Raw genomic sequence first — 17,898 nt, forward strand, 5'->3', positions numbered from 1 at the left:
GAGCCGATGCATTCCTTATCGGCGCATTAGGTGAAGGGGTGGGACGATGTCTCCCACGGTCTGTACTGGTCAGAGTCAGAAGCGAGGCTTTAGTCCCACCCACCCCTTCAAGTCTAAACATACAAGCGGGCTTGCCCGCGATGAGGCCCGCACAAGCAACATCGATTTAGCCGCCCCGCCCAGAAAGCATTATCATGGCCGCAGTTTTGCTGATCGAGTCCGCCATGAAGTTCGCCATCGCCGTGTTTTCCGCCGCCCACGCGCCCTCCTCGCGCCGCGCCCTGCTGTTTGCCCAGGCGGCACTGGCCGGTGGGCATGAAATTGTCCGGTTGTTTTTCTATCAGGATGGCGTCAACAACGCGTCCGGCAGTGTGGTCACGCCTCAGGACGAGCTGGACGTGCCCAAGCAGTGGCGCGCCTTTGTCAGCGACCATCAACTCGATGGCGTAGTCTGCATCGCCGCCGCCCTGCGCCGTGGGGTGTTGAACGAGGAAGAAGCGAAACGCTATCAGCGCGAAGCGGTTGCCGTCAGCGCGCCATGGGAACTGTCCGGCCTCGGTCAGTTACACGACGCGGTGCAAGACGCCGACCGTCTGATCTGTTTTAGAGGCGCATAACATGGCCAAATCCTTGCTAGTCATCAGCCGTCAGGCGCCTTGGTCCGGACCGGGTGCGAGGGAAGCGCTGGACATCGTGCTGGCCGGCGGCGCTTTCGATTTGCCGATTGGCCTGTTGTTTCTCGACGATGGCGTGTTCCAGCTCGCCGCGAACCAGAACGCCAAGGCCCTGCAACAGAAAGACCTGAGCGCCAACCTGCAAGCGCTGCCGATGTTCGGTGTGGAAGAACTGTTTGCCTGCGCCGACAGTGTGTCCCAACGCGGTCTGGAGCCGAACGGCCTGTCACTGGAAGAAGCCCAAGTGTTGGCCGCCCACGAAATCACCGCCCTTATTGACCGTTACGACCAGGTGATCACCCTCTGATGTCGACTCTGCATGTGTTGTCTCATTCCCCGTTCGGCGACGATCGCCTGACCAGTTGCCTGCGCGTGATCGGCGCTGCCGACGCGTTGCTGCTGTCCGGCGACGCGGCTTATGCCTTGCAGCCGGGCACCGCACCTTTCGCTGCACTGCAAACGCGCGGTTTGAAACTCTACGTCCTCGCCGAAGATGCCCAGGCCCGCGCCATCAGCGTTGCGGATTGGGTTGAAGCCATCGACTACCCGGCCTTCGTCGAGCTGTCGATTCACCACGACAAGGTCAACAGTTGGCTATGAATGCATTGACCGTCGGCGCCCGCGCCATCGAGCTGGACAAAGACGGTTTTCTGGTCGAGCTCAACGACTGGTCGGCCGACGTGGCCAGTGCCCTGGCCGCCGCCGAAGACATCGCGCTGACTGCGGAACACTGGGAAATCCTCGAGTTGCTGCGCAGTTTCTACGCCGAATTCCAGTTGTCGCCGGCCACTCGCCCGCTGATCAAATACACCGCATTGAAGCTCGGTCCGGAAAAAGGCAACAGCCTGCACCTGAACCGACTGTTCAAAGGCACCCCCGCCAAACTCGCCGCGAAACTGGCGGGCCTGCCCAAACCGACGAATTGCTTATGACCGACTACCCAGCGCTGACCCTCGAAACACCTGCCGAACACCCGTTCGCCCAGTTCGTGCGCATTCTCGGCAAGGGTAAACGCGGTGCCCGCGACCTGACCCGAACCGAGGCTCGCGAGGCCATGGGCATGGTCCTCGATGAAAAGGTCGAGGAAACCCAGCTCGGCGCATTCCTGATGTTGCTGCGGCACAAGGAAGAAAGCGCCGAGGAAATGGCCGGTTTCACCGAAGCGTTGCGTGAACGTCTTGACGCACCAAAGCTGGCGGTGGACCTGGACTGGCCGACCTATGCCGGCAAGAAGCGCCATCTGCCGTGGTATCTGCTGGCAGCCAAGTGCCTGGCGCAGAACGGTGTGCGAATCTTCATGCACGGCGGCGGCGCGCACACGGCCGGTCGGCTGTACAGCGAGCAATTGTTGGGCGAGTTGAACATCCCGCTGTGCCGCAACTGGCAGCAGGTTGGCGAGGCGCTGGATAACGGCGGCCTGGCCTTCATGCCGCTGATGGACTGGGCGCCACAGCTGCAACGGATGATCGACCTGCGCAACACCCTGGGCCTGCGTTCGCCGATTCACTCGCTGGCGCGGATTCTCAATCCGCTGGGCGCGCGCTGTGGCCTGCAGAGCATTTTCCACCCGGGTTATCAGGCGGTGCATCGCGATGCCAGTGGCCTGCTGGGCGACACGGCCATCGTCGTCAAAGGCGATGGCGGCGAGATCGAGATCAACCCGGATGCCGACAGCCATCTCTACGGCACCACGGGTGGCGAAAGCTGGGACGAGGAATGGCCGCAGGTGTCCGCGCAGCGTCACGTCAAACCCGCTGCGCTCGATCCTGAGCATTTGAAAGCGGTGTGGCGTGGCGATGTGGTCGACAGCTACCCGCAAATGGCCCTGATTTCGACCATGGCCCTGGCCTTGCGCGGCCTCGGTCAGACCCGTGAACAGGCCTTCGAAACCGCCGAGCAATATTGGGCCGCACGGGACAAATCGATTTAACCGATCATTTACGCCCGATCTTTGCGCTTTTTGTTCGAACCCATGGGCATAGACTCGACTCCAACGATTATTGGTTTCGGGAGTCTTGAACATGGGTTTGTTAGTCGATGGCCGCTGGCAGGACAAGTGGTACGAAAGCAGCAAGGACGGCGCGTTTCAGCGCGAACAGGCGCAACGCCGCCATTGGCTCACCCCTGACGGCCAACCCGGCCCGAGCGGCGTCGGTGGCTTTGCGGCCGAGCCAGGTCGCTACCACCTCTATGTTTCCCTCGCTTGTCCGTGGGCGCATCGCACACTGATCCTGCGCAAACTCAAGGGCCTCGAAAGCCTGATCGATGTCTCGGTCGTCAGTTGGCTGATGCTGGAAAACGGCTGGACCTTCGACCAGACGCTGGGCTCGACCGGCGACAAACTCGATCACTTCGACTTCATGCACCAGCGCTACACCGCCGATACCGCCGACTACACCGGCCGCGTGACCGTCCCGGTGCTGTGGGACAAAAAACTGAAGCGCATCGTCAACAATGAATCATCGGAAATCATCCGCATGTTCAACAGCGCCTTCGATGACCTGACCGGCAATGACCTGGACTTCTACCCGGCACCGCTGCGCAGTGAAATCGATGAGCTGAACGAGCGGATTTACCCGGCCGTGAACAACGGCGTGTACCGCGCCGGGTTTGCCACGTCGCAACAGGCGTATGAAGAAGCCTTCGATGACGTGTTTGCCGAGCTGGATCATTTGGAGCAGATACTGAGCGCCAACCGATATCTGGCGGGCGAGTACCTGACCGAAGCGGACATTCGTCTGTTCACCACGCTGATTCGTTTTGATGCGGTGTATTACGGGCACTTCAAGTGCAACCTGCGGCGGATTGCCGATTATCCGAACCTGTCGAACTGGCTGCGGGAGATTTACCAGTGGCCCGGGGTTGCCGAGACGGTGGATTTCACCCACATCAAGAACCACTACTACGCCAGCCACCGCACCATCAACCCGACAGGTGTGGTACCGAAAGGCCCGGCCCAGGATTTCACCGCCGCCCATGATCGGGAGCGGTTGAGCGGGAAAGGGGTTTGGCGCAGGTCTTGAAGCTTTTGCGGCTTTTGAGGGCCCCATCGCTGGCAAGCCAGCTCCCACAGTGATCTATGTGATGTTGAAAATTGCAGCTTCAACACAAAACCTGTGGGAGCTGGCTTGCCAGCGATTGGGGCACCCGGTTTCAGACCTGCCCCTGAGCCCCTTCAAACCACGCCAGTTTCTCGCGCAGTTGCACCACCTCGCCCACGATCACCAGCGTCGGCGCATGCACTTCATGCTCCGCCACCAGTTGCGGCAGGTTGGCCAACGTACCGGTAAACACCCGTTGATTGACCGTGGTGCCCTGCTGGATCAACGCCGCCGGGGTATCGGCAGCGCGACCATGCTTGATCAACTGCTCACAGATGCTCGGCAGGCCGACCAACCCCATGTAGAACACCAGGGTTTGCGCTGGCGCAACCAGGTCGGCCCACGGCAAATCGGTGGAACCGTCCTTCAAGTGACCGGTGACAAAGCGAACCGACTGCGCGTAGTCGCGGTGGGTCAGCGGGATCCCGGCATACGCCGCGCAACCGCTGGCTGCCGTGATACCCGGCACCACCTGGAACGGGATGCCATGGGCCGCCAATTCTTCGATTTCTTCACCGCCACGACCGAAAATGAACGGATCGCCGCCCTTCAACCGCACCACACGCTTGCCTTGCTTGGCCAAATCCACCAATTGCTGATTGATCTGGTCCTGCGGCACCGCATGATCGGCGCGACGCTTGCCGACGTAGACACGCTCGGCATCACGGCGGCACAACTCCAGAATCGCCGGCGCTACCAGGCGGTCGTACAACACCACGTCGGCTTGTTGCATCAGGCGCAAGGCACGGAACGTCAGCAGATCAGGATCACCGGGGCCGGCACCGACCAGATAAACCTCACCGGTCGCCACTGGAGCTTCGCCTTCGATTTTTGCTTGTAGCAGACGCTCGGCTTCACCGCCCTGCCCGGCCAGTTGTCGGTCGGCGATCGGCCCCTGGAAAACATCTTCCCAGAACGCCCGGCGCTGCTGCACATCCGGAAACAGCTTTTTCACCTGATGGCGGAAACCGGCCGCCAGCCCGGCCAGTTGGCCGTAAGTGGACGGAATCCAGGTTTCGATCTTGGCGCGAATCAAGCGTGCCAGCACCGGCGCATCGCCGCCGCTGGACACCGCAATGATCAGTGGAGAACGGTCGACGATGGCCGGGAAGATCACGCTGCACAGGGCTGGCGCGTCCACCACGTTGACCGGCACGCAACACCAATGGGCATCGGCGGAGACTTGTGCGTTCAGCGCTTCGTCGTCGGTGGCGGCAATGATCAGCGCGCAACCGTCAAGATCATCCTCGGCGTAGCCACGCAACAGGCACTCGCCACCGCTGCCGGCAACCAGTTCACGCAGTTGTGGTTCGATTTCAGGTGCAACCACCCGCAGCAGCGCACCGGCATCGGCCAGCAGGCGGGATTTGCGCAAGGCAATCTCCCCCCCGCCGACGACCAACACACGACTGCCGCGAAGGTTGTGAAACAGCGGCAGATAGTTCATTTAGCCGATGACCTCAAGGCCACCCATGTACGGCTTGAGCACTTCGGGCACACGGATCGAACCGTCGGCCTGCTGATAGTTCTCCACTACCGCCACCAGGGTACGACCGACCGCCAGGCCGGAACCGTTCAGGGTGTGCACCAGTTCAGGCTTGCCGGTTTCCGGGTTGCGGAAACGCGCCTGCATGCGGCGGGCCTGGAAGTCACCGCAGTTGGAGCACGACGAGATTTCGCGGTACTTGTCCTGGCTCGGAATCCACACTTCCAGGTCGTAAGTCTTGACCGCGCTGAAGCCCATGTCGCCGGTGCACAGCGCGATGGTGCGATACGGCAGTTCCAGCAGCTGCAGGACTTTTTCAGCGTTGGCGGTCAGGCCTTCCAGCGCTTCCATCGACGTCGACGGATCGACGATCTGCACCATCTCTACCTTGTCGAACTGATGCTGACGGATCATGCCGCGGGTGTCGCGACCCGACGCACCGGCTTCACTGCGGAAGCACGGAGTGTGGGCAACAAACTTGATCGGCAGTTGCTTGGCGTCGACGATTTCGCCGGCAACGATGTTGGTCAACGACACTTCGGCCGTCGGGATCAGGTACAGATCGGCTTCGCCTTCGCGTGTGATCTTGAACAGGTCTTCTTCGAATTTCGGCAACTGACCGGTGCCTTGCAGCGCCGGCGCCTGGACCAGATAAGGCGTGTAGGCCTCTTCATAGCCATGCTCGGTGACGTGCAGGTTGATCATGAACTGCGCCAGGGCGCGGTGCATGCGGGCGATCGGGCCGCGCAGCAACGCGAAACGGGCGCCGGACAGCTTGGCGGCAGTTTCGAAGTCCAGCCAGCCGAACTTCTCACCCAGGGCCACGTGGTCCTGAACCGGGAAATCGAACACCGCAGGCGTACCCCAGCGGCGCACTTCGACGTTGCCGTCTTCGTCTTCGCCAACCGGCACGGATTCGTGCGGCAGGTTGGGAATACCCAGCAGGATCGAGTCCAGTTCAGTCTGGATCGCGTCCAGTTCGACTTTACCGGTACTCAATTCGCCCGCCATGCGCTCGACGTCTGCCATCAGCGGTGCGATGTCTTCGCCGCGCTGCTTGGCCTGACCGATGGATTTGGAGCGTGCATTACGTTCAGCCTGCAGTGCTTCGGTGCGGGTCTGGACGGTCTTGCGCTGTTCTTCCAGCGCTTCAATGCGCGCAACATCCAGGGTAAAGCCACGGGATGCCAGGCGGTCCGCTACGTCCTGAAGGTTGCTACGTAACAGTTTGGAATCGAGCATGTCGGTCTCTCGTTATTAAAGTTTGGTCAAGGACAGGCCGGCCCAGGTGGCGAGCAGCCCGCCGAATACGCTGATGGCAGCATAGCCCAGGGCCAGCGGCACTTGCCCGCTTTCCAGCAGGCGCACCGTATCCAGTGAAAAGGATGAAAAAGTCGTCAGCCCCCCGAGGAAGCCGACGATCAGCCCGGCGCGCACCTCGAAGGGCACTTCCGGGCGTATCAAAAACAGACCGTATAGAACGCCGATCAGCAAACAGCCCACGATATTAACGGCGAGCGTCGCGGTATAGAAGTGCCGCGGCCAATTAGCGTTGATCCAGTTGCCCGTGGCAAAGCGCAACAACGTGCCGGCCACGCCACCGATGGACACTGCAATGATCAAGGGAACCACTACTTTCTCCGCTGCCGGGGGCTTAAACGGTCGAGTTTCGCCAGGTGATTGAGCTTCTCGCCGATCTTCAGCTCCAGGCCTCGCGGCACCGGCTGATAGAACGGGATCGGGTCGAGTTCTTCCGGGAAATAGTCTTCGCCTGCAGCATAAGCATCAGGTTCGTCGTGGGCGTAACGGTATTCATCGCCGTAACCCAGTTGTTTCATGAGTTTGGTCGGCGCGTTGCGCAGGTGCAGCGGCACTTCCAGCGAACCGTGCTCGGCGGCGGCCCGCAAGGCAGTCTTGAAGCCCATGTACACCGCGTTGCTTTTCGGTGCGCAGGCCAGATACGTAATGGCCTGAGCCACCGCCAATTCGCCCTCGGGACTGCCGAGACGTTCCTGCACCTCCCACGCCGCCAGGCACAAGCTCAGGGCGCGAGGGTCGGCATTGCCGATGTCCTCGCTGGCCATGCGCACCACGCGGCGGGCCAGGTACAGCGGATCGCAACCGCCGTCGATCATCCGCGCGAACCAGTACAATGCGCCGTCGGGATTGGAGCCGCGCACCGATTTATGCAGCGCGGAAATCTGGTCGTAAAACGCTTCGCCACCCTTGTCGAAACGCCGACGGGTATCACCCAGCAGGCTTTGCAGCAGGTCCACACCCATTTCGCTGTTGTCTTCGGCGAGGTCCGAGGCGTTTTCCAGCAAGTTGAGCAAACGCCGGCCATCGCCATCGGCGGCCGACAGCAGCATCTGGAAGCCTTCATCGCTGAGGGTCAGGTTGCGTTTGCCCAAACCACGCTCTTCGGTCAATGCGCGGTGCACCAGCTTGCGCAGGGCCGCTTCATCGAGGCTTTTGAGCACATAGACACGAGCCCGGGACAGCAAGGCGTTGTTGAGTTCGAACGAAGGGTTTTCGGTGGTTGCGCCGATGAAAATCAGTGTGCCGTCTTCGACATAAGGCAGGAACGCGTCCTGCTGCGACTTGTTGAAGCGGTGCACTTCATCGACGAACAGGATGGTGCGCTTGCCGTATTGCCCGGCCTGCTGCTTGGCGATTTCCACCGCCTGACGGATCTCCTTGACCCCGGCCAGTACCGCCGAGACCGTTTCGAAGTGCGCGTCCGAGACTTCCGCCAGCAATCGCGCCAACGTGGTTTTACCCACACCGGGCGGCCCCCAGAAAATCATCGAGTGCAGGGCACCCTGCTCCAGCGCTTCGCGCAAAGGCTTGCCGCGAGCGAGCACGTGTTCCTGACCGACGTACTCGTCCAGGTTGGCCGCACGCAAACGAGCGGCCAGGGGCTGGGCGATGGGGGTGCTGCGAAACAGGTCCATCACGTACTTTTAAAACCTCGCTATGAACACCGTATCCCCCTGTAGGAGCCGGCTTGCTGGCGATGGTGGGTCAGTCGACGCTAATGTTGAATGACAAACCGCCATCGCCAGCAAGCCGGCGCCTACAAGGGTTTTGCGTATTATTCCTGGATCACGTCCGCACCCTTCGGGATGTCGAACTTGAATCTGGACGCGGGAATCGGCTCGTTGGCCTTGACGCCGGTGAACAGGATATTGGTGCGCTGGCCAACGCTGTCGATCAGTTGCATATCATTGACCAGACCGTTGCGGAACGACAGGCGCAGGCTGTCGAACAGGGTGTCCTTGGTTTTCGGCTTGAGCGTGAAGTCGATCACACCGCCGGCTTCCTTGGCGCTGATATCGAAGCTCTGGCTGATCTTGGACACGTCACCGGACAGCAGCAAGGCTGGGGTCTGGGTCAGGCGCTGGTCGAGGTTCTTGATGGTGGCCTGTTCCAGGTCCGGGTCCCACAGGGTGACTTTCTTGCCATCGGAGACCATGGTCTGCTCCGCTGGGGCTTTGGTGTGCCAGTAGAACAGGCCTGGACGCTGCAACGACATCTCGCCGGCGGTTTCCTGCAACTGGGTGCCGGTGCCATCGAGGGTCAACTGCGAGAAGCGCGCGGTCAGGGTCTGGGATTTTTCCAGCAATTGGGTCAGGCGTGCCACGTCCTTGTCATCAGCGTGGGCCGAGAGCGTGGTCAAAGCCAGTACCGGCAGCAACAGCATGCGGATCAGACGCATGGGAGTCCTCATAACATTCGTGGGAGTGCGGGCGGCGTCAGGGACGCCGCCCCTTTCAAAATCAGGTCAGTCGCGCACCGGGCCCGGGGCCAGGACTTCACGCGAACCGTTGGTGTTCATGGACGTCACGACCCCGGCCATTTCCATGGCTTCGATCATGCGCGCGGCGCGGTTGTAGCCGATCTTCAGCTTGCGCTGAACCGCGGAGATGGAAGCACGACGGCTTTCCAGGACAAACTGAACCGCTTCGTCATACAGCGCGTCAGCCTCTGGATCATCGCCGTCGCCGCCACCGCTACTGCCTTCAAAGCCGCTACCGGCCTCTTCGACACCGTTGAGAATGTCGTCGTTGTACTCCGGCGCACCCCGCAGTTTCCAGGCTTCCACCACGCGGTGAACCTCATCATCGGAAACAAACGCACCGTGGACACGAATCGGCAGGCTGGTGCCTGGCGGCATGTACAGCATGTCACCGTGCCCCAGCAATTGTTCGGCGCCGCCCTGGTCGATGATGGTCCGCGAGTCGATCTTGCTCGACACCTGGAACGCCATGCGGGTCGGAATGTTAGCCTTGATCAGACCGGTGATCACATCCACCGACGGACGCTGGGTCGCGAGGATCAGGTGGATACCGGCTGCCCGCGCCTTCTGGGCGATACGGGCAATCAGCTCTTCAACCTTTTTGCCGACGATCATCATCATGTCGGCGAATTCGTCGACCACCACCACGATGGTTGGCAGCTTTTGCAGCAACGGCGCTTCGTCGTGGATGCTCTCGCGCTTGTACAGCGGATCGCTCAACGGTTCGCCGGCGTCCTGGGCTTCCTTGACCTTGGCGTTGAAGCCGGACAGGTTCCGTACACCCATCTTCGCCATGAGCTTGTAGCGGCGTTCCATTTCGGCAACGCTCCAGCGCAAGGCGTTGGCGGCGTCCTTCATGTCGGTCACCACCGGGCACAGCAGGTGCGGAATGCCTTCGTAGATCGACAGCTCGAGCATTTTCGGGTCGATCATGATCAATTTGGCGTCTTCCGGGCCAGACTTGAACAGGATCGACAGGATCATCGCGTTCACACCCACCGACTTACCGGAACCGGTCGTACCGGCCACCAGCAAGTGCGGCATCTTCGCGAGGTCGGTGATGACCGGTTTGCCGCCGATGTCATGACCCAGCGCCAGGGTGACCGGGGATTTGAAGTTGTCGTACTCGGGGGTCGACAGAACTTCTGAAAAACGCACGATCTGCCGGTCTTCGTTGGGAATCTCGATACCGACCGTGGTCTTGCCCGGAATCACTTCCACCACACGCACGCTGGTGACGGCCAGGGAACGGGCCAGGTCTTTTGCCAGGTTGGAAATACGACTGACCTTGACTCCGGCAGCAGGCTGGATCTCGTAACGGGTAATGACCGGGCCAGGATGGATCGAATCCACCGTGACTTCGACGCCGAATTCCTTGAGCTTGATTTCCAGCAGATGGCCGACTGCGGCCAGGGATTCAGGCGAATAGTTGAGTTGTTTCTTTTCCGCGGGATCGAGAATCGAGATCGGCGGCAAAGTGCCTTCCACGGCGCTGTCTACAAATAGCGGCGCCTGTTTCTCTTTCTCGACGCGTTTGCTCGGCGCTGCGGGCTTTGGCGGGGCTGGCGCGATGACCGGCGGAACCTGCTTCTCGCGCTCGGACATGTGCTTGCTCAAGGCCTGCTCACGTTCGATCAAACGCTCCTTGACCTTGGCCTGCTCGCGCTTGTCGGTGACGCTCGGGGCGACCACTTCATCCATGCGATCGTCGACTTCACGCAATTGTGCGACCAGTTGCTTGCGTTCGGTACGGGCAGCCCACCAGCGATTCGCGGCGCTCTGGAACAGCTCGAACAGGTCGAGGGTGATTTTCCCGGTGACGTCCATCACCTTGAACCACGACAGATCAGTGAACACGGTCAGGCCAAACAGGAACAGTGCAATGAACAGCAATGTGCTGCCCTGGATATTCAACGCGTTCCTGGCCAGGTCGCCGAGGCTTTCACCCAGCGCACCGCCCGCACCGGCCGGCAGACCGGTCGCGGCATGGAAATGGATATGGGCCAGGGCCGCGCCCGACAGCACCAGGAACACCAGGCCGATCAGGCGCCAGGAGAACAGCCAGCCGCTCCACTGCCACGGCTCGTGGCGCTGGCGGAAGATCTGATACGCCTTGATCGCCAGCAGCAACGGGAAGATGTAGGCGAAATAACCCAGCACCATGAACAGGATGTCGGCGCTGTAGGAGCCTGCCGGCCCACCGAAATTCTGAACATCGTCGATCTTGCTGTTATGGCTCCAACCCGGATCGTCCTTGCCGTAGGTCAGCAAGGCCATCATCAGGAACAGGCACAAGGCACCGATGGCGATCAGCGCACCTTCCTTGAGTCGGTAGTGCAAGTGCTGGCGCCAGAGCGGAACGACGGCTGGTTTAGGTGCTGCGGTGGATTTCTTCAAAACGCTTCTTTTCCTGCGCCAACGGCGCGTCCATCTGTTGAATGACTATGAAAACTGCCAAAAAACGCCCAATCCAGGCGGGTAAAAAAGTTAACACGCGTAACCGGGACTACTTTTAACACTACGCTCCGGTTTTTATAAACACGGTGCGCACTGAATATATGTAACACGCAAGGCATTGTACGGGTTTGTGCGCACGACGCCATGCCTGAGCCCCTTGTGTGCAGCATAGTCAACGGCACATGACATGCAGAGCAATTTGAGCATGCATTCTCTTTTGTGACAAAGGCTTATGAGGTGTTTTTATGAGTGAAGCGAAGCATCACCGCCTGATCATTCTAGGCTCCGGCCCCGCCGGTTACAGCGCCGCCGTGTATGCCGCCCGCGCCAACCTCAAACCCGTTGTCATCACCGGCATACAGGCAGGTGGCCAGCTCACCACCACCGTCGAAGTCGACAACTGGCCAGGGGATGTCGAAGGCCTCACCGGCCCGGTCCTCATGGAGCGCATGCAAAAGCACGCAGAGCGCTTTGCCACAGAGATCGTTTACGACCACATCCATACTGCCAAGTTGCAACAACGCCCGTTCGAACTGATTGGCGATGGCGGCACGTATACCTGTGACGCATTGATCATTGCCACCGGCGCTTCGGCTCAATACCTGGGCTTGCCGTCGGAAGAAACGTTTGCCGGCAAAGGCGTTTCGGCCTGCGCAACATGTGACGGATTCTTTTATCGCAATCAGGTGGTCGCGGTGGTGGGCGGTGGCAATACAGCCGTCGAAGAAGCGCTGTACCTGTCGAACATTGCCAAAGAAGTGCATCTGATTCACCGACGCGACAAACTGCGCTCGGAGAAAATTCTCCAGGACAAACTCTTCGAAAAAGCCGCCAACGGTAATGTTCGCCTGCACTGGAACCAGAATCTGGACGAGGTACTGGGTGATGCCAGCGGTGTGACCGGCGCCCGCCTGCGCGACAGTCATACCGGTGAAACCCGGGAGTTACCGCTGGCCGGCGTGTTTATCGCCATCGGGCACAAACCCAATACCGACCTGTTCACAGGCCAACTGGAAATGCGTGACGGCTATCTGGTGGTCAAGGGCGGCAGCGAGGGCGATGCCACGGCCACGGCCATCGCCGGCGTGTTTGCCGCCGGTGATGTGGCTGACCATGTCTATCGCCAGGCCGTCACTTCGGCCGGTGCCGGTTGCATGGCGGCGCTGGACGCCGAAAAATACCTCGACGACATTCCAACCGTTTGAAGGCAAACTTTATGGCGGGCCAAAACCCGCCATTGCCCTCCCCTTCTGTAAGTCCGGATGCCATGCTGACCTGGTTACAACGCAATACCTTGCACTTCCCACCGCTGGAAAAAGCCATGCGCGACCCCAACGGGCTGCTGGCCGCCGGTGGCGACCTGTCTGCCGATCGGCTGATCTCGGCCTATCGCCACGGCTGTTTTCCATGGTTTTCCGAAGGCCAGCCGATCCTCTGGTGGTCGCCGGATCCGCGCACCGTTCTGTTTCCCGACGAATTGCACGTTTCCCGCAGCCTTAACAAACTGCTGCGCCAACAACGCTATCAAGTGACCTTCGACGAAGATTTTGCGGCCGTCATCCGCGCTTGTGCCGCGCCTCGGGATTACGCCGATGGCACCTGGATTACCGAAGCCATGCAGAACGCCTACATCGAACTGCACAAGCGTGGGCACGCGCACTCGGTGGAAGTCTGGGACGGGGACGAATTGGTCGGCGGCCTGTACGGCCTGGCGATGGGCCGGTTGTTTTTCGGCGAGTCCATGTTCAGCCTCGCTGACAACGCCTCGAAATTCGGCTTTGCCACACTGGTCAAGCATCTGAAAGACTCGGGTTTTGTACTGATCGATTGCCAGATGCCTACCGATCACCTGCATAGCCTGGGCGCCCGGGCGATTCCACGCCGCGAGTTTGCCAATTACCTTGCGCAGTATCTGGACCAGCCCAGCAGCGCCAATTGGGTTTGCTGAGCGACTTTTGCGCGTGTGGCTTACACTTAATCCAAAGCACTATCCCGAGGGTTGATCATGACCGAGTTGGCGCGTTTGAAGTTCTATGCCACTCAGCCGCACTCTTGCAGTTATCTGCCAGAGGAGCAGGCCACAACCTTGTTCCTCGACCCTAGCCAGCCCATGGATGTGCATGTCTATGCAGATCTGTCAGAGATGGGTTTTCGTCGCAGTGGCGATCATCTCTATCGGCCGCATTGCCAGAATTGCAATGCATGCGTACCGGCGCGCATTCCCGTGGCGCAATTCACGCCCAACCGGCAGCAAAAACGCATTTTCAAGCGCAATGCCGATTTACAGGTACGGCCGGCCAAGCCCGGATTCAGCGAAGAGTATTTCAGCCTCTACCAGCGCTATATCGAACAGCGTCACGCCGATGGCGACATGTACCCGCCGAGCCGCGATCAGTTTTCGACGTTCCTGGTGCGCGACCTGCCGTTTTCCCGTTTCTATGAGTTCCGCCTCGATGGCCGGCTGCTGGCCATTGCCGTGACCGACCTGCTGCCAAACGGAATGTCTGCGGTCTATACCTTCTACGAGCCCGCGGAAGAACGCCGCAGCCTCGGGCGCTACGCGATTCTCTGGCAAATCGCCGAGGCCCAGCGGCTGGGTCTGGAGGCGGTTTATTTGGGTTACTGGATCAAAAACTGCAAAAAAATGAACTACAAGACGCAATATCGACCCATTGAACTGCTGATTAACCAGCGTTGGGTGGTTCTAAATTAGGGCAAACCCTAAACCCCTTGGCTTAAACCCCCTTTTTCGGGCACAATGCACGCCGCTTTTGCCTGGCGCAGTTGCACCGGGCCATTCATTGGACACCGAGGGCTTTACTGCATGTCGAAAGAAGACAGCTTCGAAATGGAAGGCACTGTCGTCGACACCCTGCCCAACACCATGTTTCGTGTGGAGTTGGAAAATGGGCACGTCGTAACCGCGCATATTTCCGGCAAGATGCGCAAGAACTACATCCGCATTCTTACCGGCGACAAAGTGCGCGTCGAGCTGACGCCCTATGACTTGAGCAAAGGGCGCATCACTTACCGCGCTCGCTAATCAAGTCAATACAAAACGCCCGGCTTATGCCGGGCGTTTTTGTTTGCAGATTGTTTACACGACAATCCTGTAGGAGCGGCGGACAACAAAAAGGCGCCTTTCGGCGCCTTTTTGATTAGCTTCTAAACGTCAGGCCATCTCGGCTGTCGTCTCGAACTCGAACGTCAGTTCTCCGTCCTTGATGTCGATGTGCACCACACCGCCATGCTCGGCCAGTTCGCCAAAGAGAATCTCTTCCGCCAGCGGACGCTTGATCTTGTCCTGGATCAGGCGAGCCATAGGTCGAGCCCCCATTGCCGAGTCGTAACCACCCGCCGCCAGCCAGCCGCGAGCGGCATCGGTCACTTCCAGCAGCACACGCTTGTCTTCCAGTTGCGCCTGAAGCTCGGTAAGGAACTTGTCCACCACGCTTTTGATGACCTCATGGCTGAGGCGACCAAACTGGATAATGGTGTCCAGACGGTTACGGAATTCCGGCGTGAAGCTCTTCTTGATCACTTCCATCGCATCGGAAGAGTGATCCTGATAGGTGAAACCGATCGAAGCACGAGCTGCGGTCTCGGCACCGGCGTTGGTCGTCATGATGACGATTACGTTACGGAAATCCGCCTTGCGCCCGTTGTTGTCGGTCAGCGTACCGTGATCCATGACCTGCAGCAGCAGGTTGAAGACTTCCGGATGCGCCTTCTCGATTTCATCGAGCAGCAGCACGCAATGAGGCTGCTTGGTGATGGCTTCGGTCAGCAGACCGCCCTGATCAAACCCGACATAGCCTGGAGGCGCACCGATCAGACGCGATACGGTGTGGCGCTCCATGTACTCGGACATGTCGAAACGAACCAGCTCGACGCCCAACGCCTTCGCCAGCTGACGCGCCGCTTCGGTTTTACCGACACCGGTGGGACCTGCGAACAGGAACGAACCGACAGGCTTGTCAGGTGACTTGAGACCGGCACGAGACAGCTTGATCGCGGTCGCCAGGGAATCGATTGCGGCATCCTGGCCAAACACGGTCAACTTCAGATCACGCTCAAGGTTACGCAGCAGTTCTTTGTCGGAGCTGGTGACGTGTTTTGGCGGAATTCGCGCGATTTTCGCAACGATGTCCTCAACTTGAGGCACTTCGATGCGCTTCACACGCTTCTCGACCGGTTGCAGGCGCTGATAGGCACCCGCCTCGTCGATGACGTCAATGGCCTTGTCCGGCATGTGACGGTCATTGATGTAACGCGAAGCCAGTTCGGCAGCCGCGCGCAGGGCTTCATCACTGTATTCGATATTGTGATGGCTCTCGAAACGCCCCTTCAGGCCGCGCAGAATACCAATGGTGTCTTCTACCGATGGCTCCGACACATCGACCTTCTGGAAGCGACGAGCCAAGGCACGGTCCTTCTCGAAGATCCCGCGGAATTCCTGGAAAGTGGTCGAACCGATGCAACGAATATCGCCAGACGACAGCAACGGCTTGAGCAGGTTCGAGGCATCCATGACGCCACCGGACGCGGCACCCGCACCGATGATGGTGTGGATCTCGTCGATGAACAGGATCGCCTGCGGGCGTTTTTTCAGCTCATTGAGCAACGCCTTGAAGCGCTTCTCGAAATCGCCGCGGTATTTGGTACCGGCCAGCAAGGCACCCAGGTCGAGGGAATACACCACGCTGTTGGCCAGCAAATCCGGCACTTGATTGTCGACAATGCGCTTGGCCAGGCCTTCGGCAATCGCGGTTTTACCCACGCCCGCCTCGCCCACCAGCAGCGGATTGTTTTTGCGACGACGCGCCAGGATCTGCGCGACGCGCTCGACTTCCAGCTCACGCCCCACCAGCGGATCGATACGACCCTGGCGCGCGAGTTCGTTCAAGTTGCTGGCATAAGCATCCAGAGGATTGCCTGAAGAAGAAGACTCACCGCCCTCGTCGTCCTGCATATCTTGCTCACCTTCAGAGTGATCGCCATGCCCCGGCACTTTGGAAATGCCATGGGCGATGTAATTGACGACATCAATGCGCGCAACGCTCTGCTGTTTCAGCAGGAACACCGCCTGACTCTCTTGCTCACTGAAGATCGCGACCAGCACATTGGCGCCAGTCACTTCACGCTTGCCCGAGCTCTGTACGTGAAACACAGCACGTTGCAGTACACGCTGGAAGCCCAGGGTTGGCTGGGTTTCACGATCCTCGTCATGGACAGGGATCAATGGCGTGGTGGAGTCGATGAACTCCTGCAGGTCATGCTTGAGTTTGTCGAGGTTTGCACCGCACGCACGCAAAACGGTGGCGGCAGCCTCATTATCCAATAGGGCCAGCAGGAGGTGTTCGACGGTCATGAACTCATGACGCTTCGAACGGGCCTCCTTGAAGGCAAGATTGAGGGTGACTTCGAGCTCGCGGTTTAACATAGCTTCACCTCATACCCAAGTGGTCGGCGATTAACCGTCCTTCTCGATTTCACAGAGTAGCGGATGCTGGCTTTCCCTGGCGTACTGGTTGACCTGCATGGCCTTGGTCTCGGCGATGTCGCGGGTAAACACTCCACATACTGCCCGTCCTTCTGTATGGACGGCTAGCATGACCTTGGTCGCCAGCTCGCGATTCAGGTTAAAAAACACCTCGAGCACTTCGACGACGAAATCCATCGGTGTGTAGTCATCATTAAACAAAACCACCTTGTACATCGGCGGCGCCTGGAGTGCAGGCTTGGCCTCCTGAACAGCAATGCCTGCGGAATCGTCGTCGTGTGAATCAGGGCGATCCTGATTGAATGTTAGTCGAATCTGGCTGATTGCATGCATGGAAAGAAAGGTTCGTCAGTTGTTCGATTACAGTGGTGGGGGCGGCTATCAGCGTTTTCAACTCCGAGTGCCAGGTCTGCTTGACTATCGGCAAAACGGTGTTACAACCAATAGAGCCCACAGTGGGTAAAAAAGGTCCGCGGAGTCAATCTTATTTACTGATTCGACTGCGGATGTACTGGATGATACTCCAGTGATGGAGTCTGTTGCAGAGGGAGTTGGGTATGTCAGGTGTCAAGGTCAGCGGTAAGGTCAAATGGTTCAACAACGCCAAGGGTTACGGTTTCATTAATGAGGACGACAAAACAGAAGACCTGTTTGCCCACTACTCGGCCATTCAAATGGATGGTTACAAGACACTGAAAGCCGGCCAGGCTGTCTCTTTCGAAATCATCCAGGGGCCAAAAGGTCTGCACGCCGTCAACATCGGCAACCCTGTAGAGGCTTCGACAATCGCGACGCATGCCGAGCAACAGACCGTGACGGCCTAAGACCACGCCGTCATCCAGTCATAAAAAACCGCCCGAATCAATCAACTGAGTCGG

General features: G+C 59.3%; 19 protein-coding genes. 11 read left to right on the forward strand and 8 right to left on the reverse strand.

Annotation, left to right across the window (positions count from 1 at the left end; genetic code table 11):
- Positions 1-224 precede the first annotated feature (224 nt).
- From tusD to CKW19_RS20200, 6 genes are all read left to right on the forward strand, one after another.
- Complete coding sequence (gene tusD / locus CKW19_RS20175) at positions 225-617, forward strand: sulfurtransferase complex subunit TusD (RefSeq protein ID WP_095059595.1); 393 nt, start codon at positions 225-227, stop codon at positions 615-617.
- Position 618: 1 nt separating this feature from the next.
- Positions 619-981, forward strand: a complete 363-nt coding sequence (gene tusC / locus CKW19_RS20180) for a sulfurtransferase complex subunit TusC (protein WP_095059519.1) — start codon at positions 619-621, stop codon at positions 979-981.
- Positions 981-1,274 (forward strand): sulfurtransferase complex subunit TusB, encoded by a 294-nt coding sequence (gene tusB, locus CKW19_RS20185; protein ID WP_095059520.1) that lies wholly within the window; start codon positions 981-983, stop codon positions 1,272-1,274. Before tusC ends, tusB begins: the two co-directional genes overlap by 1 nt.
- Entirely contained in the window at positions 1,271-1,606 is a 336-nt protein-coding gene (locus CKW19_RS20190; RefSeq protein WP_095059521.1) for a TusE/DsrC/DsvC family sulfur relay protein, read from the forward strand. The genes tusB and CKW19_RS20190 overlap by 4 nt, the downstream gene beginning before the upstream one ends.
- Entirely contained in the window at positions 1,603-2,604 is a 1,002-nt protein-coding gene (locus CKW19_RS20195; protein ID WP_095059522.1) for a glycosyl transferase family protein, read from the forward strand. Before CKW19_RS20190 ends, CKW19_RS20195 begins: the two co-directional genes overlap by 4 nt.
- 91 nt (positions 2,605-2,695) lie before the next feature.
- The gene (locus CKW19_RS20200) at positions 2,696-3,697 is read left to right on the forward strand and encodes a glutathione S-transferase family protein (RefSeq protein ID WP_095059523.1); all 1,002 of its coding nucleotides are present in this window, start codon (positions 2,696-2,698) and stop codon (positions 3,695-3,697) included.
- A 130-nt stretch (positions 3,698-3,827) separates the two neighbouring features.
- Here CKW19_RS20200 and cysG read toward each other — a convergent pair whose 3' ends face one another.
- From cysG to CKW19_RS20230, 6 genes are all read right to left on the reverse strand, one after another.
- Entirely contained in the window at positions 3,828-5,222 is a 1,395-nt protein-coding gene (gene cysG / locus CKW19_RS20205; RefSeq protein ID WP_095059524.1) for a siroheme synthase CysG, read from the reverse strand.
- Entirely contained in the window at positions 5,223-6,503 is a 1,281-nt protein-coding gene (gene serS, locus CKW19_RS20210) for a serine--tRNA ligase (protein ID WP_095059525.1), read from the reverse strand.
- Between the two features lie 15 nt (positions 6,504-6,518).
- Entirely contained in the window at positions 6,519-6,893 is a 375-nt protein-coding gene (gene crcB, locus CKW19_RS20215; RefSeq protein WP_095059526.1) for a fluoride efflux transporter CrcB, read from the reverse strand.
- Positions 6,893-8,215: a replication-associated recombination protein A gene (locus CKW19_RS20220; protein WP_095059527.1), complete on the reverse strand. Its 1,323-nt coding sequence runs from the start codon at positions 8,213-8,215 to the stop codon at positions 6,893-6,895. Before CKW19_RS20220 ends, crcB begins: the two co-directional genes overlap by 1 nt.
- A gap of 140 nt (positions 8,216-8,355) precedes the next feature.
- Complete coding sequence (gene lolA / locus CKW19_RS20225; RefSeq protein WP_095059528.1) at positions 8,356-8,979, reverse strand: outer membrane lipoprotein chaperone LolA; 624 nt, start codon at positions 8,977-8,979, stop codon at positions 8,356-8,358.
- Between the two features lie 66 nt (positions 8,980-9,045).
- Entirely contained in the window at positions 9,046-11,457 is a 2,412-nt protein-coding gene (locus tag CKW19_RS20230) for a DNA translocase FtsK (protein ID WP_095059529.1), read from the reverse strand.
- A gap of 305 nt (positions 11,458-11,762) precedes the next feature.
- On the opposite strand from CKW19_RS20230, the gene trxB reads away from it, so the two are divergent.
- The 4 genes from trxB (at position 11,763) to infA (ending at position 14,560) form a co-directional block, all read left to right on the forward strand.
- Complete coding sequence (gene trxB / locus CKW19_RS20235) at positions 11,763-12,722, forward strand: thioredoxin-disulfide reductase (RefSeq protein WP_095059530.1); 960 nt, start codon at positions 11,763-11,765, stop codon at positions 12,720-12,722.
- A 62-nt stretch (positions 12,723-12,784) separates the two neighbouring features.
- A complete protein-coding gene (gene aat, locus CKW19_RS20240; protein WP_095059531.1) occupies positions 12,785-13,465 on the forward strand; it encodes a leucyl/phenylalanyl-tRNA--protein transferase in 681 nt (226 codons plus the stop codon).
- 57 nt (positions 13,466-13,522) lie between these two features.
- Positions 13,523-14,230, forward strand: coding sequence for an arginyltransferase (locus CKW19_RS20245; RefSeq protein ID WP_095059532.1), 708 nt, complete (start codon positions 13,523-13,525; stop codon positions 14,228-14,230).
- 111 nt (positions 14,231-14,341) lie between these two features.
- Positions 14,342-14,560 (forward strand): translation initiation factor IF-1, encoded by a 219-nt coding sequence (infA, locus tag CKW19_RS20250; RefSeq protein WP_002553999.1) that lies wholly within the window; start codon positions 14,342-14,344, stop codon positions 14,558-14,560.
- Positions 14,561-14,689: 129 nt separating this feature from the next.
- On the opposite strand, the gene clpA is transcribed toward infA, so the two are convergent.
- Entirely contained in the window at positions 14,690-16,960 is a 2,271-nt protein-coding gene (clpA, locus tag CKW19_RS20255) for an ATP-dependent Clp protease ATP-binding subunit ClpA (RefSeq protein ID WP_053161438.1), read from the reverse strand.
- Positions 16,961-16,990: 30 nt separating this feature from the next.
- Positions 16,991-17,353: an ATP-dependent Clp protease adapter ClpS gene (gene clpS, locus CKW19_RS20260; RefSeq protein ID WP_046032480.1), complete on the reverse strand. Its 363-nt coding sequence runs from the start codon at positions 17,351-17,353 to the stop codon at positions 16,991-16,993.
- Between the two features lie 224 nt (positions 17,354-17,577).
- Here clpS and cspD point away from each other — a divergent pair, with 224 nt between their 5' ends.
- Positions 17,578-17,844: a cold shock domain-containing protein CspD gene (gene cspD / locus CKW19_RS20265; protein ID WP_095059533.1), complete on the forward strand. Its 267-nt coding sequence runs from the start codon at positions 17,578-17,580 to the stop codon at positions 17,842-17,844.
- Positions 17,845-17,898 lie beyond the last annotated feature (54 nt).

The organism is Pseudomonas sp. Irchel s3f7 (genome assembly GCF_900187615.1).
In the GTDB taxonomy this organism is placed as follows: Bacteria; Pseudomonadota; Gammaproteobacteria; order Pseudomonadales; family Pseudomonadaceae; genus Aquipseudomonas.